The sequence below is a fragment of the Alphaproteobacteria bacterium SS10 genome (genome assembly GCA_019192455.1).
In the GTDB taxonomy this organism is placed as follows: Bacteria; Pseudomonadota; Alphaproteobacteria; order TMED2; family TMED2; genus TMED2.
Map to the genome: position 1 here is coordinate 1,081,498 of JAHCML010000003.1, position 19,656 is coordinate 1,101,153.

17 protein-coding genes are annotated in these 19,656 nt (G+C 57.4%); 9 read left to right on the top strand and 8 right to left on the bottom strand.

The annotated features are described in order from the left end of the window. Nucleotides 1-215 precede the first annotated feature (215 nt). Complete coding sequence (locus KI792_05365; protein ID MBV6632450.1) at nt 216-1,082, top strand: polyprenyl synthetase family protein; 867 nt, start codon at nt 216-218, stop codon at nt 1,080-1,082. Here the strand turns inward: KI792_05365 and KI792_05370 are convergent, their stop codons facing one another. Together KI792_05370 and KI792_05375 are read right to left on the bottom strand one after the other, a co-directional pair. Next, complete coding sequence (locus KI792_05370) at nt 1,083-2,078, bottom strand: NAD-dependent epimerase/dehydratase family protein (protein MBV6632451.1); 996 nt, start codon at nt 2,076-2,078, stop codon at nt 1,083-1,085. Then, complete coding sequence (locus KI792_05375) at nt 2,075-4,840, bottom strand: MMPL family transporter (protein MBV6632452.1); 2,766 nt, start codon at nt 4,838-4,840, stop codon at nt 2,075-2,077. The genes KI792_05370 and KI792_05375 overlap by 4 nt, the downstream gene beginning before the upstream one ends. Before the next feature lie 174 nt (nt 4,841-5,014). Here KI792_05375 and KI792_05380 point away from each other — a divergent pair, with 174 nt between their 5' ends. Genes KI792_05380 through KI792_05390 form a run of 3 tightly spaced genes read left to right on the top strand, consistent with a single transcriptional unit; the run spans nt 5,015 to nt 8,788 of the window. Next, nucleotides 5,015-5,656 (top strand): ABC transporter substrate-binding protein, encoded by a 642-nt coding sequence (locus tag KI792_05380; GenBank protein MBV6632453.1) that lies wholly within the window; start codon nt 5,015-5,017, stop codon nt 5,654-5,656. 4 nt (nt 5,657-5,660) lie between these two features. Beyond that, nucleotides 5,661-7,904 (top strand): thioredoxin family protein, encoded by a 2,244-nt coding sequence (locus KI792_05385; protein MBV6632454.1) that lies wholly within the window; start codon nt 5,661-5,663, stop codon nt 7,902-7,904. 38 nt (nt 7,905-7,942) lie between these two features. After that, the gene (locus KI792_05390) at nt 7,943-8,788 is read left to right on the top strand and encodes a TIGR01459 family HAD-type hydrolase (GenBank protein ID MBV6632455.1); all 846 of its coding nucleotides are present in this window, start codon (nt 7,943-7,945) and stop codon (nt 8,786-8,788) included. Here the strand turns inward: KI792_05390 and KI792_05395 are convergent. Beyond that, on the bottom strand, nt 8,785-9,807 hold the full coding sequence (locus KI792_05395; protein MBV6632456.1) for a M23 family metallopeptidase: 1,023 nt from the start codon (nt 9,805-9,807) through the stop codon (nt 8,785-8,787). The genes KI792_05390 and KI792_05395 overlap by 4 nt on opposite strands. 18 nt (nt 9,808-9,825) lie before the next feature. Further along, nucleotides 9,826-10,821 (bottom strand): patatin-like phospholipase family protein, encoded by a 996-nt coding sequence (locus KI792_05400; GenBank protein MBV6632457.1) that lies wholly within the window; start codon nt 10,819-10,821, stop codon nt 9,826-9,828. Between the two features lie 315 nt (nt 10,822-11,136). On the opposite strand from KI792_05400, the gene KI792_05405 reads away from it, so the two are divergent. Both KI792_05405 and KI792_05410 read left to right on the top strand, forming a co-directional pair. Then, the gene (locus KI792_05405; GenBank protein MBV6632458.1) at nt 11,137-12,942 is read left to right on the top strand and encodes an ABC transporter ATP-binding protein; all 1,806 of its coding nucleotides are present in this window, start codon (nt 11,137-11,139) and stop codon (nt 12,940-12,942) included. 110 nt (nt 12,943-13,052) lie between these two features. Continuing rightward, nucleotides 13,053-13,754 carry a hypothetical protein gene (locus KI792_05410; GenBank protein ID MBV6632459.1) on the top strand — a complete coding sequence of 234 codons (702 nt, stop codon included), beginning with the start codon at nt 13,053-13,055 and terminating at the stop codon, nt 13,752-13,754. A 14-nt stretch (nt 13,755-13,768) separates the two neighbouring features. Here KI792_05410 and KI792_05415 read toward each other — a convergent pair whose 3' ends face one another. Next, nucleotides 13,769-15,115 carry an MATE family efflux transporter gene (locus KI792_05415; protein ID MBV6632460.1) on the bottom strand — a complete coding sequence of 449 codons (1,347 nt, stop codon included), beginning with the start codon at nt 15,113-15,115 and terminating at the stop codon, nt 13,769-13,771. 160 nt (nt 15,116-15,275) lie between these two features. On the opposite strand from KI792_05415, the gene KI792_05420 reads away from it, so the two are divergent. Together KI792_05420 and KI792_05425 are read left to right on the top strand one after the other, a co-directional pair. Next, nucleotides 15,276-16,124 carry an alpha/beta hydrolase gene (locus KI792_05420; protein ID MBV6632461.1) on the top strand — a complete coding sequence of 283 codons (849 nt, stop codon included), beginning with the start codon at nt 15,276-15,278 and terminating at the stop codon, nt 16,122-16,124. Between the two features lie 71 nt (nt 16,125-16,195). Further along, nucleotides 16,196-16,546, top strand: coding sequence for a hypothetical protein (locus KI792_05425; protein MBV6632462.1), 351 nt, complete (start codon nt 16,196-16,198; stop codon nt 16,544-16,546). Between the two features lie 8 nt (nt 16,547-16,554). Here the strand turns inward: KI792_05425 and KI792_05430 are convergent, their stop codons facing one another. From KI792_05430 to KI792_05440, 3 genes are read right to left on the bottom strand one after another with little or no spacing between them, the layout of a single operon-like run. After that, complete coding sequence (locus KI792_05430) at nt 16,555-16,812, bottom strand: hypothetical protein (GenBank protein ID MBV6632463.1); 258 nt, start codon at nt 16,810-16,812, stop codon at nt 16,555-16,557. A gap of 5 nt (nt 16,813-16,817) precedes the next feature. Further along, on the bottom strand, nt 16,818-17,159 hold the full coding sequence (locus tag KI792_05435; GenBank protein MBV6632464.1) for an XdhC family protein: 342 nt from the start codon (nt 17,157-17,159) through the stop codon (nt 16,818-16,820). 48 nt (nt 17,160-17,207) lie between these two features. Next, entirely contained in the window at nt 17,208-17,858 is a 651-nt protein-coding gene (locus KI792_05440; GenBank protein ID MBV6632465.1) for a carbon monoxide dehydrogenase subunit G, read from the bottom strand. A 283-nt stretch (nt 17,859-18,141) separates the two neighbouring features. Between KI792_05440 and KI792_05445 the strand changes: the two genes are divergently transcribed. Next, nucleotides 18,142-19,536 (top strand): sodium:proton antiporter, encoded by a 1,395-nt coding sequence (locus tag KI792_05445; GenBank protein MBV6632466.1) that lies wholly within the window; start codon nt 18,142-18,144, stop codon nt 19,534-19,536. The last annotated feature ends 120 nt before the right edge of the window (nt 19,537-19,656 follow it).

A 19,656-nucleotide genomic window follows, 5' to 3' on the forward strand; every position in this document is an offset into this window, starting at 1 on the left:
AAGGCCCGGTTCAGTTGACAGGGAAACAGCTACCCCTCATACACCGCCGAGCCCTCGGTTTCCTGGGGGCGCCACATATTCCAGCCGCAAGCGGAGGATATCCGCAGTTCTGGTTGGCGATATCTGTCATTTAGTCAATAACATCAACAGGTAATGGGGCTTCCATGGCGCCGAATCTCGTCTCCATCTCAGGGTTCAAAGACCTCCATCAGGCGATGACCGTCGCCGCTGAGCAGGTGGAAGAGCGTCTGGGCGACTTGCTGCCCGCAACCGATGCGCCCGAGCAGCGGCTGATGGCCGCCATCAATCACGGCACACTCGAAGGCGGTAAGCGCCTACGCCCGTTTTTGGTGATGAGCAGCGCCGAGCTGTTTGCCGTTGACCGCGAATGTGCGCTTCGCGTCGCCTGCGCAGTTGAGATGATCCACAGCTACTCATTGGTCCATGATGACCTACCGGCCATGGATGACGCCGACACCCGCCGTGGTAAGCCAGCGGTGCACAAGGCGTTTGACGATGCGACCGCGATCCTCGCCGGTGATGCGCTGCTGACCCTAGCCTTTGAGGTATTGTCCGATCCGGCCACCCATGCCGATCCAAATGTGCGTTGTACGTTGGTCAGCGAGTTGGCGAAGGCCTCCGGTGCCCGTGGCATGGTCGGCGGCCAAATGCTCGACCTGATCGCAGAAACCCAGGAACTCGATCTGGGCCAAATCACCCGTCTGCAGCGGATGAAAACCGGCGATCTGATTGCCTTTGCCTGTCAGGCTGGTGCCATCCTCGGTCGTGCCTCGGCGCAGGATCGTCATGCGCTCCATGCCTATGCCCATGATCTTGGGTTGGCGTTCCAGATTGCCGATGATCTGCTGGATATTGAGGGTGATGCGGAAACGGTTGGTAAGCCAACCGGTCGTGATGAGGATGCCGGTAAGGCAACCTTCGTCTCAATCCTGGGGGCTGAACGTGCCCGGTCGCAAGCAACACTGTTGAGCGAGCAGGCGATCCAGCACCTGGGCCGGTTTGAGGGCAGCGCCGATATGATGCGCGAGATTGCCCGCTTCGTCGTTGAGCGCCGCAGCTAATCAGGCGCTAAGACGCCCGGTTTCCTGAAACCAGGCAATCGCATCCTTAAATGCATCAATGGCCGGGCGGGGCTGATAGCCCAGCTCACGCGCTGCGCGCGCGCTTGAGAAGAACATCTTCTTTCGTGCCATTTTCAGGCTGTCGCGGGTCATCATCGGTTCTGGCCCGCCGGGTAGCTTGGCGATCATTTCCATCATCGCCGCAACCGGCATCAAAGGTCCGATGGGCAGGCAGAACTTCGGTGCGGGCCGTCCTGTCAGTTCGGCAATGGCAGCGAAGATATCGCCCAAGCCCATATCGGTGCCGCCCAGCACATAGTGTCGACCAATCTCTCCCTTCTCATGGGCGAGAAGGTGACCAGCAGCCACATCCTCAACATGAACGACGTTCAACCCGGTATCGACATAGGCTGGCATCCGTCCAGCAGCCGCATCCAGCACCATCTTACCCGTTGGTGTTGGTTTGATGTCTCGCGGCCCAATGGGGGTGGAGGGGTTAACGATGACGGCTGGCAGGCCATCCTCTGCCACCATGGCGCGGACAACCTGTTCCGCCAGAAACTTTGAGCGTTTGTAGTCGCCGGTCATATCCGCCTCAGTAACCGGTGTCTCTTCATCACCGGGGCGGCCATCGCCAGGATTGCCAAGGGTTGCAACGCTGCTGGTATAGACGATGCGGCCGACGCCGACGGCCATGGCGGCGCGCATTAGGGCCTCGGTCCCATCCACATTGGTTCGGTACAAGGTCGAGGGGTTGCGGGCCCATAACCGATAGTCTGCGGCGACATGGAATAAGTCAGAGCATCCTGTGATCGCCTGCTTCAGGCTATCAGGGTCATTGAGATCGCCAATCGCCGTCTCAACTTCCAGCCCAGCCAGATTGGCTGATGGGCTCTCAGCGCGCCGCAGGACCCGAACCTGGTCGCCACGGGCAATGAGGGCCCGAAGCACAGCCGCGCCAACGAAACCAGTGGCACCGGTGACCAATGTTGTCATGGCTGTGGATCCTCGTTCTTTGCAGTGCCCTTTCTCTGCTTGCCAATATGCCGGGCCAGGGCCGCATCAATGCTTTGCTGTTGCTTACGCTTGGCCAGCCAGGCCATGGCGGCGGGTAAGAAGATCAGCGTCGTGAACAGGGTCGCCGCAATCGACAGGGTCAGTAGCAATCCCATGCTGGCGGTGCCCGGATGGGGTGATGTTGCCAACGTGCCGAAGGAGGCGACCGTTGTGATGGCACTCAGCGTAATCGCCCGGGGAGTTGTGGTTTGCTGAACTGACGTGAAACTCAGATCATCCTGGGCCTGCTTTTGCCGCCAGACCATGTGGATGCAGCTGCAAACACCAAGGGCGAAGAGCAGGGGCAGGGCGATGATGTTGGCGAAGTTGAGGGCCTGACCAGCCAGGGCTGCAACCGCAATGGCCAGAACCGCCGCCTGCACCAAGGGCAACAGTGCCAGCGTCACTGAGGTCAGGCTGCGTAGCACAACAACCAGCACGAGCGTTATGAGCGCAAGGGTGATTAGGGTTGCCTGAACAAAGGCGCCAGCAATGGCATCGGAGGCTGCTGTAATGATTGCGGGGGTGCCGGTCGCCTCTGGCTCAATCGCGGCGACAGCCTCAGCAAAGGCGCGGATATCGGTGTTTGAGGCGATTGGCGTCGCTGGCAGAACATCCACCCGGTAACCGCCTTCTTTACCGCGCCAATCTCTCAAAATCTCAGCTGGTAGATCGTCTAGGGTTATCGGATTTGCATCCAGTGAGGCGCCAATCGCCGTTAGCTGCGGGTAGAGGAAGCGAGCCATTAGGTCATGTAAGGCCAGCAGCTCATCGCTACCAATGGATGCTGGTCTTGCTGCCTCCAATGCGGCCATTAAGCGATCAATCCCGGGCATTGGCCGTGGGATCGCGTTGAGGTTGCTTGATAACGCCAGCAGACCCTCACGCATCGAAGTGGTGGTGATGAGCGGGCCAGCCTCGCTGATCCCATCCAAGCTGGGCCCCAACAGGAAGCCCAGATCAAATAGCGCATCTAGGGCGGTATCTTGCTGTTCAGGAATGAAGCTTAAGGCGCTGATAACAATACCGATTTCATCAGATTGTGCAGCATCATCGGCAAACTCGCCAATCGCCTCTGGGCTCTCAGCAATCAGCTGTGCACGGTAGGGGGTAAGCAGCGGATCGGCCGCCAAGCGGTTGAATGTCTCAACCGACTGGCTCTCGGGGTCACGGAGGTTAAGCGGGTTTACATCAAAGCTGATCAGCACAGCTACGGGTAAGGCCACCAGTGTTAGCACCAGACAGGCGGCTACAATCTTGCCGGCCTGTTTCTCAAACCACGGCTCCCCTTGATTGCTGCTCGTACTCCCAATCTCAATCGCCGATGGGGCTGGGAAGAGGCTGAGTAGGGCGGGCAGTAGGGTGATTGTTCCTATGAACGCGACACCCATGCCAAGCGCCGCGATCTGTCCTAACTCAGCAAGGCCGCGATAGCTGGTGGGCAGGAATGAGAGGAAACCAATGATTGTGCAAAGCATGCAAAGGCTAAGCGGTATGCCGACACCCAATCGACCGCCAGCATGGATCAGCGCGTCTTCCTGATACTCCGCATGGGCCAAAGCCTCACGATATCGAAGGCTGTAATGGATGCCGAAATCGACGGCCAGCCCAACAAATAGAACCGCAAAGGCGACAGAGATGAGGTTGAGGCTACCGACCACAACTGCCGCCAGACCTGCCGTCATGACCAGACCGGTCACCAGCGTGAACAGTACCGATGCGATCAGGGTCAGGGACCGAAGGCCAAAGCCCAGGATCAAGGCGACGAGGACAAGGGAGATGACGCCCGCCCGGCCGGCGCCGATCACCACGGTTTCCATCTCTTCCAGCGCCAGGACGGGCTCACCGGTCAGGCTAACCGTCGCCGCTAAGGCACCGGCACCTGGCCCAATCTCTAGCTCCTCTACAATCTGGCGGATTTCAGTCACCGCCCGTTCAGCCGGCAGCAAGGCGCCCGGCTCCAAAACTGGGAAAAGGCTGATGACAGCGAGGTGCTCCTCGCGAGCGGCGGTCATGTGTCCAGCGCTTAGAATTGACCGCCAGGACAGATATTGCGGCGTGCCGGTTGTGTGTCCCTCAATTGTTGCGGCTAGGGCCTCAAAGATCGGGTCGAGCTTGGCCAGATCAGCCATAGTGGCGTCGCCACGCTGGATCGCGTCCAAGGTATCTTTGGTTAGTTCGGCAAGGGCTGTAGGCACTGGTTGGCGCGCCAAACTCGCAATCAGGGGCTGGGCGGATGCGAGTTCTGTGATCACCTGTTCCCGCAGTTCCGGCGGGATGAACAGCAGCGCGTTGTCTCGGAAATAGTTGAGACCGGGCAGGTAGGCCACATCCCGAAAACTGGTTGGCCTGCTGGTCAGGCGTTCAGAGAGCCGCTTTGCCTGGAAATCCGCCACCTCGGCGGTTTCTGCGGAGACCACGATAAGGATGGCACCGCGTAGGTCCTCAAATTCAGCGATATAGCGGTTGTAGTGCTGCCTAAAGGTTTCCCGCTCATCGATCATGGCGCTGGTGTCGGTATCAACCGCAAGCCTTGTTGCGGCTAGGTATCCAGCGGCGAGGGTGAGCAGTATGCCAATTGCCAAGGTTAGCCAGGCATGGTGAACCGCCATCGCCGTGATGCGCCCGATCAACGCCCCACAACGATCAACCAGGCCGAGGCCCGCTCCGTCTGGTGATTGGTCATCCAATGGTGTCAACATGGGGGTAGACTGACGATGCGATTGGCGGGCAGGTCGCGCCCGAACCCGTTAGAGTAGGGCGGTGATAGGCCCTGGCGCTGTGGCTGGCAACTTGCAAGCGTTGGGACGCCACCGCATATGGTGGGACGAGGCAACTCTGTGACAACTTTTGATTCTGACCAACTGGGACCGCTTATGATCCGCCTTCGTCGGGCGCTTGCCTGCATCGGGGTGTTTTTTGCCCTGCTGGTTCCCTTCACCGGGTCGGCGGAGGAGCAGACCGTTGATGTGGATCCAGCAGCACCGGTTGATTTGTTGAATGCTACACTGGCTGAGATCGCGGCTGCTGGCCTCGATCTCACCTATGAGCAGCGGTTCGACCAGTTGGAGCCGGTGGTAACTGAGGCTTATAACCTCCCACTCATGACCCGCCTGGTTGTTGGCAGCGGTGCTTGGTCAGATCTTTCCGAGGATGATCAGGCGGCGCTGATCGACGGGTTTGAGCGGATGAGTATTGCCGCCTATGCCGCCCGCTTTGGCGGTGAGCCAGGGGGGCAGGATCTGCACTTTTCCGTGAGCGAGGTTGCAGATGGCCCGCGCAGAACCAAGCTGGTATCAAGCTTTCTTGAATTAAAACAACAAGATGACGTGAAATTCTCTTACGTCATGAGGCAGGCGGAGACAGGTTGGCGCATCGTCGATGTGATCATCGATGATCAGTATAGTGAGCTGTCTAGGCGCCGGGCTGATTTCGGTGCGATTTTATCAGCTGGCGGTGTGGCCGCCCTGCTGGAACGGATTGATGAGATTGTCGGGAAGTATCAATCAGATAGCTAGATCAATGCGTGGTGTGGGCCTTGCCATCGGCACGCTGCTGATGCTCGCCGTCCTGATGCCAGCCTCGGCCACGGCTCAGGCACCAAGCACCGGCTATATTGATGAAGTCCCGGCGGTGACCGATTTGGTCGCTGAAACCAGCGGGCTTGAGCCGGGTAGCACCACCTGGCTGGCCTTTACCGTCGAACTTGCCCCAGGCTGGCATACCTATTGGGAGAACCCAGGCGATTCCGGCCTGCCATTGAAATTCAATTGGGTGCTGCCCCCCGGTTTTGAGATTGGGGAGCCGGTTTATCCTATCCCCGACCGCCAAACGTTCGGCCCGATCATCAATTACGGGTTTGAGGACCAGGTCAGCTTCCTGATGCCTACGTCGGTGCCGGAAAACGTTGAGGATGGTGGGCTCTACTACATCGCTGGGCAGGCTGAGTATCTCGTCTGCGCTGAGATTTGCATTCCAGCTATTGCGGATCTTTCGCTGGCCATCGTCGGGAAGGCTGGGGCGGTTGGTAACAACCCAGCCACAGCGCCAATCTTTGCCGAGGCGCGGGCCCGGCTACCGCAAGCACTGCCAACCACCGCTAGTGCCGCACTGGTTGAGCCCACCTCTGAGGCCGATCTGATTGTCGCCATTCCATCCTTTGTTGATGGGTTTGAGAGGCTAGAAGATTGGTATGTCTTCGCCAAGGCTGATGATTTGGTTGATCACAGCATGGCGCAGCCAGTGGTGTTCGATCCGGATGCGAATGAGCTTTTGATCAAGCTGCCGCGCCAGGTCCTTCGGGATGAGGTGCCGACCCGGTTGGAGGCATTGGTCACCGCCCGTGATGAGACCGGGGGCGAGCCGATCACCCTTGGCTTTAGCTTTGCAACCGATGTGACCGTCGATGGCACTGCGGCCAACGCGTTGCTGGATCGTTGGCAGGCTTTGGGTGGTGAGGTTGATCAGGGCAGTGGCCCCGCATTGCCAGACCATTCGCTGATAGCACTGCTCGGCCTGGCTCTTATCGGTGGGTTGCTTCTAAACCTAATGCCCTGTGTGTTTCCGGTGCTGTCGCTGAAGCTGATGGCCATGGTCCGCCGGATGGAAGGCGCGGGTAGCGATGATGCCGACGCTATCAAGTCAGAGCAGCGGCGGCAGGCTTGGCTCTATAGTGCCGGTGTCATGGCGGCGATGTTGTTACTGGCTGGGGCAATGTTGGGCCTGCGGGCCAGCGGTGCCGCCATTGGTTGGGGCTTCCAACTGCAAAGCCCGTTGCTGATCGGCGCCTTGGCTTGTGTGTTCTTCGCGCTAGCGCTCGCCATGCTCGGCGTCTTTCACATGCCGCAGCTTCTGGTTGGTGTGGGTGATGGCATTGCCCGCCGTCAGGACGGCGTTGGATCCTTCACGACGGGTGTGTTGGCCGTTATCGCAGCATCACCCTGCACGGCACCATTTATGGCCACTGCGATTGGTGCAGCACTCCTGTTGCCGATGGGGGCATCACTCGCGATCTTTGCGGCCTTAGGCTTCGGGATGGCGTTGCCACTGCTGTTGTTGAGCCATCTATCCTCACACTTACGGGTGCTGCCTCGTCCGGGCCCTTGGATGGGGACGTTACAGCAGTTCATGGCGTTTCCGCTGTTCGCCACCAGCATCTGGCTGGTCTTTGTGGTGGCACAGCAACGTGGCGCTGTCGGCGTTGCCGTGGTGCTGGGCGCGCTGCTGTCGATTGGCTTTGGTGTTTGGTTGGCCCGACAGTTATCGGGTCAGCATCGTCTCGCAGGGCTGGCATCGGCGGCTGTTCTGGCCATCGCTTTGCCACTGGGCGGTTTGGCTGGCCTCAATCAATTGCCGGATGTCAGTGCGGAAGCCTCCGGCAGCTATGCTGGTCTGCCTTACGAGAAGTATAGCCCAGCGCGGCTAGAGCGAGCGCTGGATCGTGGGCGGGCAGTGTTTATCGATGTAACTGCCGCCTGGTGCATTACCTGCCTGGTGAATGAGCAGGTCGCCCTAAGCCATCCGGATGTTGGCAAGGCATTCGCTGATGCCGATGTGCTGTTCCTAAAAGCGGATTGGACCAATCGCGATCCAGAGATAACGGCACTGCTTGAGCAGTTTGGCCGCTTGGGCCTCCCGCTCTACATCACCTATCAGGGTGGCAGTCGTGAGCCTGAGGTCTTGCCGCAAATCCTGCTTCCCGGCATGTTGGTCGGGTTATTCCCGCCTGAGGACTCAGTACAGCAAGCCTCGATCTTTGATGAGTGATCGACAAACTCGCTGAACCAAGCTGAAAAACGATAAAAATGTCAAAAATCAATGGCCTAGCGTCGCTTATTGATCGCTACGATGGTTTTGTTATCGATCAATGGGGCGTCCTGCATGACGGTCAGACGCCATATCCAGGCGCGTTACAGGCGCTCGAGCATCTGCAGGCAGCCGGTAAGCCCTTCGTTATCCTGTCTAACTCTGGCAAGCGGGCGGTGCTGAACGCGGAACGTATGGCGCGGCTAGGTTTTCCCGATTGGGTGGGAAAGCAGCTTCTAACCTCTGGTGAACTGACCTGGCGGGCGCTCAGTAACCCAGCCGAGGCATTACCTGCTATCGCTGGCCGACGTCTCTATCTGATCATCCAGCCAGGTGAGAATAGGCTGATCCGAGATACCGAATGGGAGCAGGTGGATACGGTCGGCGATGCCGATGCGGTACTGATTGCTGGCCTGACCGCGGAGGCGACACAGGAAGAGTATGAGCCTGTCCTGGCCCAAGCTTTGGAGCGGCAGCTGACCGTCTTATGCGCCAACCCAGATTTCGATGCGTTGCTAGGTACGAAGAACAATGTCGGGCCAGGTCGCTTGGCCGCTTGGTATGAGCAGGCTGGCGGCAAGGTCATCCGCTTTGGAAAGCCAGAGCCAGATGCTTTCACCGCAGCACGAGAGATGCTGGGCGTTGATGGTCCGGCCCTTATGATTGGCGACTCCCTCTATCACGACATTGCCGGTGGCAGCAGGGCAGGGCTCGATACCCTCTTCATCACCGGCGGCATTCATGCGAGCGCACTTAACGAACCAGATCCAGGGGCAGCATTGCAGGCGCTCTATAACAAGGTGGGGGCAGTTCCAACCCACAGAATGCAAAGGCTGGTGGTTTAGCCAGCAGGCTCAATCCGTATCGTGGTTTGCTTGGTCTCACGAAACGCGGTCTCGCCCTCGCCACGCTCAATCGTGATCCGGCCCGTGTAAACGCCTGGGTCCAGTGGCTGACGAACACGTCGACCGGAGAAGCGGAAGATACGAACCTTCTGTTCCTCAAGCTCGATTTCATTGTCGAAGAACTTGTCACCCACGGGGTCTAGTATGGTCATGGTCAGCCGGTCACCTGGTTGGGTGCCATAGATCACGGTCCAAACAACCAGCGCTGGTGGGTCAGTGGCTGCAGCCCGCACATGGGCGCGGCCATCCAATGCCTTATCCGCTGTCAGGGCCGCGGTACCAAAACCAATCTGCACGATATCTAGGGGATCGTATGCCGTCAGTTCAGCGTCACCCCATAGCGGCGTTGGGTTTGGAACCTTATCTGCATCTTCAGGCTTAAGCGGCTTGCCCGTCGCAGCATCGACATGGACCCCATTCAGCCGCGTTGAGAGCTGAATATGCGGGAACTCGGCGAGACCGGACATACCAATCTCACCGATTGGATCACCAGCCTCCACGATCTGGCCGGGTTGCACGAGCACTGAGCCCTGGCGCATATGGCATATCTGGGTCTCTAAACCACCGGCATGGGATAGAACGACCGCGTTGCCACAGGCCCGGTCATAGATGGCATCTCGTGCTTCCTTAGTGCGCACAGCCTCATCGACCATACCGTCGCGGGCCCGCAGTACCCGACCATCCGCTGGGGCCAGGACCAGGAACCCCTCATCGATGGCGGCGATATCGCTGATGCCGATATCAACACCATTATGGCCGTTATAGCTGCGGGTAAAACCACCGTAATCCCTGAAACCATCACCGGGATCGACATCGGGATGCTGTATGAACCAGCAATCCTCGTTGAGAGTGCAATCAACAGGGAAGATCAGTTTCGGTGGTTGCTCTGCTAGCGCCGGTATGGACAGAAGCAAACTAAAGGCGCCCAGAGTGGTCGCCAGAAAGCGATTGAAAATCAACGTATTGGTCCGTTGTTCTTAGAACCAGCTGCGACCGCCGAGGCCGCCTGGAATGCCATGAACTGCCATCACATCATCAAGGTCCGACAGGGCTGTGTCCACCGCTGCCTCGCCTAATCGGATAAGCTCTTCCGCACGGTCGAATTCCATCATTCCAATATGGCCAACCTTGGGCGAGATCTGGACATCCGGTGGGTCACCGGCCAGGCGAGATCGGGTAATCCGATCCTGAACCACGTTTAAGGTAGCAACCATTGAGCCAAACAGGCTCGGCGTATCGCGGTTTGCCCGGTTGAACAGGGCCTGGGTAATTGGGCTCCAAAGCTTATCCCGTAACCTTGCAAGGCTTGCCTTAGGTGCTGATTGCTCAAGTTCTGGGATCATGTCAAAACCGGCAACCCGGGGTACCGGGCCGTTATTTGAACGGATCTGGCCAATCAGATCGCCACTCAAATTAACCGCGATGACCAGTTGCGCCCCCAATGCCCGACATGCCGAAACGGGAACAGGGTTCACGATGGCGCCGTCAACCAACCAGCGGCCCTGATGCAGAACAGGATGGAAGATGCCGGGCAGCGACATGGAGGCGCGAATTGCCTCGACCAAATCACCGCGCCGCAGCCAAACCTCATGACCTGTGACAAGATCGGCGGCAATGGTAGAGAAGGGGATGGGTAGTTCTTCGATAATGAACTCACCCAGCTCTTCACGCATGGCGGTCGCCAGCTTATCGCCACCGATGAGGCCGCCACCGGCCAGACGTAGATCAAGATGTGAAAGGATCTTCAGGCGGTTAACGCTTGTGGCCCAGTCGGCTAGCTGGTCCAGCTTACCGCCAGCATAGGCACCGCCAACCACCGCACCGATTGAGGTGCCAGCGATTACATCTGGTTTAATGCCATGTCTTGCGAGGGCGCGAAGAACCCCTATATGCGACCAACCACGGGCCACACCGGCGCCGAGTGCTAGGCCAATCCTTGGTCTGGTATATCCGCCGTTCTCGGTCGGGTGCATACCGCTTTGGTGACTGCTGCCATCCATATGATGGCCTCCCTCTATGGTGTTTCCGGTCCCAATAGTCTGTTCGTTATTCTCGAACTTAAGAGAAAGCTTATCACAAACAGGCTTAACGGCAGATGAGCTTGCTGTGATGGCCCAGTGATTGCCGAGTGGCAGGCTTGTTAGATTGATCTGGTGAAAACCTATGATGCCCGTGCTAGACCAGCGCCCATGAGCCAAGCAGACCAACCAGCCAACACCGATCTGAAACCCGACGCCGAACCGGCATCGGAAGCGCAGACCGACGCAAAAACCGACGACTCCAAAGAGATGTCGCGGCGCAGCTGGCCGTTGGTCAAACGGCTGGTGGACCTTTACATGCGGCCGTATTTCCCAACCTTGGGCTTGGCGGCGGTGTTTATGGTCATGGCGGCCATTATGACCGGCGCCATGGCGAAGCTGATGGAGCCCATCGTCGATGATGTGTTCTCCGCCGGTGATCGCAGCATGCTGTACCCGGTGGCCGGGGCGGTTCTGGCGGCCTTCGTAATCCGTGGTCTCTCAACCTACTGCCACAACGTTCTGATGAACCGTGTGGGACAGGGGGTGGTTGCCGATATTCAGCGGCAATTGGCGAGCCACCTGATCCGTGCCGATCTTGCCTATCTGCAGACACGCAGTTCCGGGCAACTAATCTCAAACATGATTTCCGATGTGAACGTCATGCGCACCGCGATGGCTGAGTGTCTGCTCGGCTTTGTTCGCGGTAGCCTGACCCTCGGCATCTTGGTCGGTGTCATGTTCTGGCAGGATTGGCACTTGGCATCCGTATGTTTTGTTGTGCTGCCTGCGGGCGCCATCCTCGTCGCCAAACTGGGCAAGCGGCTGCGCAGTGTTTCGATCAAAACCCAGAGTGAGTTGGGTGAGTTCTCTGCCCAGTTGAACCAAACCTTCCAATCAATCCGCCAGGTTAAGGCCTATGGGATGGAGGGGCATGAAGAGACGCGGCTTAATCAGGTGATTGCGCGCCTTTATGATCTCGCCCATCGCGGGTTCCGGGTGGCGGCCTTCGCCACGCCGATTAGTGAGATTTTGAGCGGCATCGCCATTGTCACCGTCATCATCTATGGCGGTATGCGGGTGATTGATGGGGCCAGCACGGCCGGTGAGGTATTCTCCTTCATCACGGCATTCCTGATGGCTTATGAGCCGATGAAGAAGCTGGCCAAGCTGAACGGTACGCTGCAAATGGGCCTTGGTGCCGCTGAGCGTGTGTTGGAGGTCTTGGCCATCCGCCCGGCTGTTGTTGATGGCCAGACGGTGAGCCAGCTGGCGGTTGAGAAGCCAACCATCGAATTCGACAGCGTGCATTTCCATTATGGGGATGAGGAGGCGCCAGCGCTGAACGGTATCTCACTAACCGTTGGCGCAGGGCAGCGAGCGGCCCTGGTTGGCCCATCTGGTGCTGGTAAATCGACCATCCTGAACCTGATCCCGCGGTTTTATGACGTCACCGTTGGGCGGGTTCTGGTGGATGGCGAGGATATCCGCGACGTCTCTCTTAAGAGCTTGCGCGCCAATATCGCCCTGGTCAGTCAAGAGATCTCAATCTTCGACGATACGATCCGCGCTAACANCGCCTATGGCAAATGGTCGGCGAGCCAGGAAGAAATTGAGGCGGCAGCCAAAGATGCAGCGGCCCATGACTTCATCATGGCCCTTCCTGAAGGTTACAACACCCGGGTCGGCGAACATGGCCTGAAGCTTTCTGGCGGCCAGCGCCAACGGATCGCCATCGCACGCGCCATGCTGCGTAATGCACCCATCCTACTTTTGGATGAGGCCACATCCTCCCTCGACGCAGATTCAGAGCGGCTGGTACAGGCCGCTTTGGAGCGTTTGCAGAAGGGACGAACCTCGCTTGTGATCGCCCATCGTCTCTCCACAATTATCGACTCGGATGTCATTTACGTGGTCGAGAAGGGGCAAATTGCCGAGAAGGGCACCCATGGCGAATTGCTGGCCCTGCCCGGCATCTATCAACGCCTTTACGGTCGTGAAGCGCAGAATTCTGCAAACGAATCCGCTGAAACGGACCTTGGTTTGGCGCAACAGGGCGGCCAAGCAGCCGGTTAATTGGCAAATTTTCTTTGAGCGTTAAGGATTGGACCCGCACGGTTGCGATGTGTTCCACTTAAATGGAGCACCGTTATTGCTGCCCGTGATTGGTAGGAGGTGTATGCGCGATGGATGAGAATACCCCAGATGATAAGCGGGTAATCGCGGTCCCTGAGAATGTCTGGCGGCGCGAGGAGATCGTGCTGAACGAGGAGCATGTGGCTGAAACCGGCCCATGCTGGTCTGCCCGGGCTGAGGCTGCCTTTGACGAGTTGATGGGCTTCTTCGCCCGTACATGGAACACGCCGAGCCACATCCCGCTCGATATTGATCCGCTTGAACAACCCGATCTGATTGAACCTGGCGCCACTGATGGTGACGCCCAGGTGGTTGACGCCCTGCGGTGCCTGACCATTGCGGTGGGTGAGTTTGTGGTGCGGGTTCGCCAATTGAATGCAGAAGAGGGGATCGGCGTTGTAAATGCTGGTCCTGGTGATTTCGCGGATCAGTTGGGAAATACCAATACTGACACGCCTGATCAGGTCTGGTTCGGACGTCAGATTGTCCGCCTGCTCGACTGGATGCGTGACGGGCATTTGGTGAAGTATCTCGAGCCACATCTGCAGCCATTGGGCCATGCCTTGCTGCCCGATGTTCTAGACTTCGTCTATCTCGGTGCCGCTGAGATCACCCGCGGCAATGACATCGATGATGTTTTCGGTGAAGAGTTCGGCGCGGATGTCGAGCTGGTTGCGGTGAATGAGAATATGCCGGGTGTGGTCTGGACCGCACCGCCAGAGCAACCGACGCCAGACCCAACGCTGAACTAGCCAGTCTGGCCAGGCTAAACAGCTTCCGGAATACTCTGCCGTAGTTTCGGGAACGCGATGGCGAGCGTTATCCCGCGCATGGACATGAAGATCGTGAACGCGATCCACAATCCGTGATTGCCTAGCGTTGGCACCAAGGCGTATCCAGCCGCTAAAAAGACTAGCAAAGATACGATCATGGCGTTCCGGAGTATCCTCGTTTCGGTAACGCCAATGAAGATACCGTCTAATTGGAAGCTGGCCACGGAAATCAATGGCAAAACAATGGCATAGATCATGAAGCTGTGAGCGAAGCTGCGCACATCTTCGATATCTGTCAGCAGGTAAATGATGCCCTCTCCAGTGAAAAGGTAGGCGAGTGCAAACGCAATGCTGCTCACGAGAGCCCAGAAGCTCGAGACAACCGTGGCAGCATCAAATCGCCGTCGATCCCGCTCCCCCTTGGCTTGACCGGCTAAGCTCTCTGCGGTGTGGGCGAAGCTATCTAAAACAAAGGCCGTGAAGCTTTGAAACTGCAGCAACACGGCATTGCCGGCCAGTGTGGTGTCATCAATCCGACCGCCCTGGGACATAAACCAGAGAAACCCGATTTGCAGGCACAGCGTCCTGATCATCAAGTCGGCGTTCACCACGAAAAGACGCCGTAAGGCAAGGCGATCAAAAATTGCGAAGCGATCTAGCTTGCCGGGTTCTTGCTTAAGCAGCCGCAGTACCAGGATGATGCCTATCGCCAGGGCGCAGCATTCCGCAATTACACTGGCATACCCCACACCGTCTGCTGTCATGCCGAGGCCAACAACGAATACTAGGTCAAAGATGATGTTAAGGCCGTTCAGGGTTAGCTGTAGCGCCAGGATGTAGCTGGTTCGATTAACAGCTAGGAACCAACCCATAAGGCAGTAATTGGCCAACGTGGCCGGTGCCCCCCAGATGCGAGCCGCGAAATACGCGCGGCCCTCTGCCGTGACGGCATCGCTACTGTCGGTGAGTGTGAAGGCAACCCAAGAGAGTGGCGTTTGAAGGAGGATCAGGCTGATGCCGATCACCATTGCCAGCATTAAAGCCCTGGCAAGATGGGCCCGGACCTCGTCATGGTCACCGGCGCCACGGGACTGGGCGGCAAGGCCCGTTGTTCCCATGCGTAAGAAGCCAAAGCCCCAAAACAGCATGGAAAAGATCATCGCCCCAAGGGCAACCGCACCCAGGTAATGTGGGCTGTCCAAATGGCCAACCACAGCTGTATCGACCATCCCTAAAAGCGGCGTCGAAGTGTTCGACAGCATGATCGGCGCGGATAGCTGCCAGATCCGGGCATGCCACGGCTTATAGCTTGGGTCGGTGAATAGGCGTGTTGGGGTCATAAACGCATTGAAAGATGTGAGGGGGCGCCCATCACGTTAAGTTGGGAATGAGTGACGCTTCACAGATTGGTCTGGCCCGATCAGCCATCATCAGGCTTGATTGATAAGGTCGTATCCCACGCCGCTGCAGACTGAGCCAATGGTAAAGAAGAAAACACTAATGGAATATCTTTGGCTTATCGCCATCAGCTATGTGGTGCTGCTGGGTTTCTTGGCCCTGGCGCAGCGCAGCCTGATGTACTTTCCGGATCAGGACCTGCCCGCGCCACCGTCTGATTTCACGGCGACCAGCTATCAATCCCATGATGGCCTAACCATTCCGGCCTGGTATCGCGCGCCGCAGAACGATGCGATGCCGGTTATTCTGTTCTTCCACGGCAATGCCGGCAATCTCAGTTATTTCGTCGATAAGGTACGGCCCAACACCGCCGATGGTGCTGGGTTGTACATGGCTGAGTATCGGGGTTATGGCGGCGCGCCGGGCTCACCAACCGAGCGGGATTTGGTGGTCGACGGGCTATCCGCCCTTGAGGCTCTAGAAGCAAAGGGCATCTCACCAGATCGAGTTGTACTGCACGGCCTTTCCTTGGGCTCAGGTGTGGCCGTTCAGGTTGCAGCCCAGAGGGCGAAGGATGGCAAGCCAGTTGCCGCCGTCATTCTGGAGGCGCCGTATTCCAGCACCCTCGAGATCGCACAGTGGCGGTTTCCAGTATTTCCGGTCGGCCTGGTGATGCGCGATACGTTCAAGAGTACGGTTTTCATCGCCGATATTGGTGCACCGCTTCTGATCCTTCATGGCACAAGGGATGGCATTATTCCGCAGCGCTTTGGCCGTAAGCTGTTTGATGCAGCGGTTGAGCCCAAGACCTTCATCTCTCTTGAGGGGGAGAACCATATTATGGATGGGCGGGGTAGATTGGGCCTGGAGTTTCGGAAGTTCCTGATCCAGTTCAACCAGGCCAATGCCCCCGTTAATCCGCCGCAGATTCAGGAAGCGGTAACCGATTGACATCAAAACATCATCAAACTGGTGGGCTGAATTCTGGTACAGTCACCTGACGTTATGTGAGGGGGAGTTTGATGATTAGATCATGTGTGATGGTTTTGGTGGCTGCTGGGTTCATTGCAGCGGTTGGTCAGCCTAATCAATCAGCACTGGCTGGTGATTTGGGCATGAACCAGACCGATACCAAATCCATGCTTTTCGATGCGTTCCGCAGCTTCGAAAGCGGCGCATCCCGTGATCCGATCACCCAACAACGTATTGTCGCCTGCCTTGCTGAGCAGGCCCAGAACAGCGACAGCCTATCCGCCTATAGCAGTTACGATCCAAATCAGTGGTCGCAGATTGATACCAAGGGGTTGGATTTGAGCTCTGTCGTTGCCGGCATTAACGATGCGATTGCGCGTTGTGAGCGGCTCGAGGGTTAGTCACCTAACTATCCAGCCGTGATGTGTGGCTGAACAAAAAGCTCGGTATCTGCCGCTTCGATAATGTCGACGGTGTTGCCGCTGATAAGCTCGCCAATCTTTACCAAGACATTCTCTTCAAAGCCCAACTCACCATCCGCGAGGGGCGGCTTGTCGGGCATGGGATAAACCAGTGATTGCTGACCGGTTTTAAGGTCGGTCACCAAGGCGACTGGCAAGCTTGCCTGCCGGGCTTGAAGGAGATTTTTGAGCAGAGAACGTCTCATCTCGCCTATCCCTCCACCTCAATCGGTTCAACAAACAGGCGGATATCACCGCCTGTTTCGCAGCCCTTTTCGGCCGCCATCTCATCAGAGATTTGGAAGCTGAGCAGGCGTGGCTCTTGATCCCCGATGGTTTTCAATGCCTCGGCTAATACCGGCTCTTCGATCAGCCCCTCACTGATTGAGCCGATGGTTTCACCATCACCATCACCGTCAACGGCAAGCAGGCTGCCGGCGGGGTGGGGGGCTTGGTCCCAGGCCTCAATGATGGTCACTAAGGCAACCTGGCGGCCCTTAGCGACCCATTGGTCGGCGGTCAGAAGAACATCGTCGATATCTGAGCTGGCCATTTAGCACCCCTTGCTAATGAACAAGTCTGCCGGTAACTGGCCGCCCGCTCAATACAATATGCCAAACAGCATGGTTAGAAGTGCAACCAGGATGATCAGGGTCCCAGACCAAATCCAGGGGTTGAGGCCCCTTGGCTGTGTTGCGAGTGCGCTCTCTAAGCGATCAACGCGATCGGTTAGGTCTTTGATCTGTTGGACCAACTGATCACTTGCATCTGGCTTAACGGGTTCCATCGCTGCCGCTTCAGCCTCAGCTGCCTTTGCCACCACTAGGTCAGAAAAGGTTTGGAAGAACTGATCGGCATATTTGCCCGCCGTACCTTGCAATAGGCGCGCACCCAGCTGGGCCAATTTTCCATCGACAGTGGCGCCGCCCGCGTAGCACAGCTGGGTACCGCTGCCTGCCTCATTTAGGGTCACGGCAACCGATCCCTTGGCCAATCCAGCGAGGCCACCTTGGCCTTCAGCGATTAGTGTGTAAGTCCCGGGAGGGTTTAGGTCGGTGAGGGTAAGGCGTCCTTCAAACCGGGTGGTCAGGGGGCCGATTTTGGCGGCGATTGTGCCATCCAGTCTTGTCTCATCAACCCATTCCAGGCGCTCACAGCCGGGAATGCATTGCATCAGGATATCTGGATCATTCAGCGCCTGCCAAACCGTCTGGCGATCTGCTGGAATATCGTATTGGCCGGTGAGGTCCATGGCCGCCGTGATTGGTTGTATGCGATCAGTGCCGTGCTGTTTTGCGGCCTATCTGCTGGATATTCAACCGTATCCGGCCTGTTCGCTAGACGTGGTTTGGCCCCTTGGTTATTCCTTTAAGGGCATTTTCAGGTAACGCCATTCATTCGGCGTTGAGATTATTGATCACATCATAGCTAAGCGATTTTAGGGCTTAACCGTTTTGCGGACTGCTTTATCCATCTTTGATCATGGCCGGTTGTTGGCGCTGCTATGGGCTGTGCCAGGTTTCTTGATCGTCTTGATGATGACGGGGCCCGCACTGGCGGCTGAGGCTGGTGGCCATGGCCCGCATCTAGATGGTGGTGATCTGGGATTGCTTTGGGCGATCCCGTTTGTTGGCATTCTATTGTCGATTGCGATTTGCCCATTGGTTGCGCCTAATTTCTGGCATCACCATTTCGGCAAACTCTCGGCCTTCTGGGCCATCGCATTCCTTGGTCCCTTTGCCGTCGTGTTTGGGTGGGAGCTCGCGCTGTATGAGCTGATCCACACGATGAGCCTGGAATACATCCCGTTTATATGCCTGCTGGGGGCGCTATTCGTTGTGGCCGGTGGTGTCCGGGTTGTCGGCACCTTGCGGGGCACGCCGCTGGTGAATACCGGCATGCTGTTTATCGGCACCGCGATTGCCAGTTGGATGGGAACCACCGGTGCGGCGATGCTGCTGATCCGGCCGCTGATCAAGGCGAATGAGTGGCGAGAGAATAAGGCCCATGTGGTCGTCTTCTTCATCTTCCTGGTTGCCAATATCGGTGGCTCGCTAACCCCACTTGGTGATCCACCGCTGTTCCTAGGGTTTTTGAAGGGCGTCTCATTCTTCTGGCCCACCACCCATATGTTTTTGCCGATGCTGATGGTCTCCAGCCTGTTGCTGGTGATCTTCTTCATCTTTGACACCATCATGGTGAAGCGGGAACCGAATGGCCCGCCAGAGCCGGATGAGCCAGGCGGTAAGCTGCCGAAACTGCGGCTTGAGGGTAAGGTAAATATCTTGTTGATCGGCGCCATCGTGGGCGCGGTGCTGATGAGCGGTATTTGGAAGCCCGGCATCAGCTTTGAGATTTTTTACACCGATGTCCCGCTACAGAACTTGGCCCGTGATGTTCTGCTGATCGGTATCGCGCTGCTGTCTCTGGTTCTGACGTCAAAGCAAACCCGGAAAGACAACGCCTTCACTTGGTTCCCGATTGTTGAGGTTGGCAAGCTGTTTGCCGGTATCTTCATCACTATTATTCCAGCGATTGCGATGTTGAAGGCTGGGGAGAGTGGGCCACTCGGCGTGATCGTCTCTGCCGTCAGTCAGGATGGGCAGCCAAATAACATCGCCTATTTCTGGCTTACCGGGATTCTGTCCAGCTTCCTCGATAATGCGCCGACCTATTTGGTGTTTTTCAACACCGCCGGTGGTGATGCCCAAAACCTGATGACAGAACAGTCCGCGACGCTACTCGCGATCTCCGCCGGTGCGGTGTTCATGGGGGCGGTCACCTATATCGGTAATGCGCCGAACTTCATGGTACGTGCCATCGCTGAGGAGCGGGGGGTAAAGATGCCTAGCTTCTTTGGCTACATGGTTTGGTCAGTGATCTTCCTGATGCCGCTATTCGGGCTCGTGACCCTCGTCTTCTTCCTCTGACATCCTGCTCGCTAGCCGTGGCTGCGACACCTTTGCTTTGGGGCAATTGATGCTTGGCCAAACAGCCAATCGCACGTACCCTTTTGCCGTTATTTGCTGCAACAGCGGAAGGAGGTGATC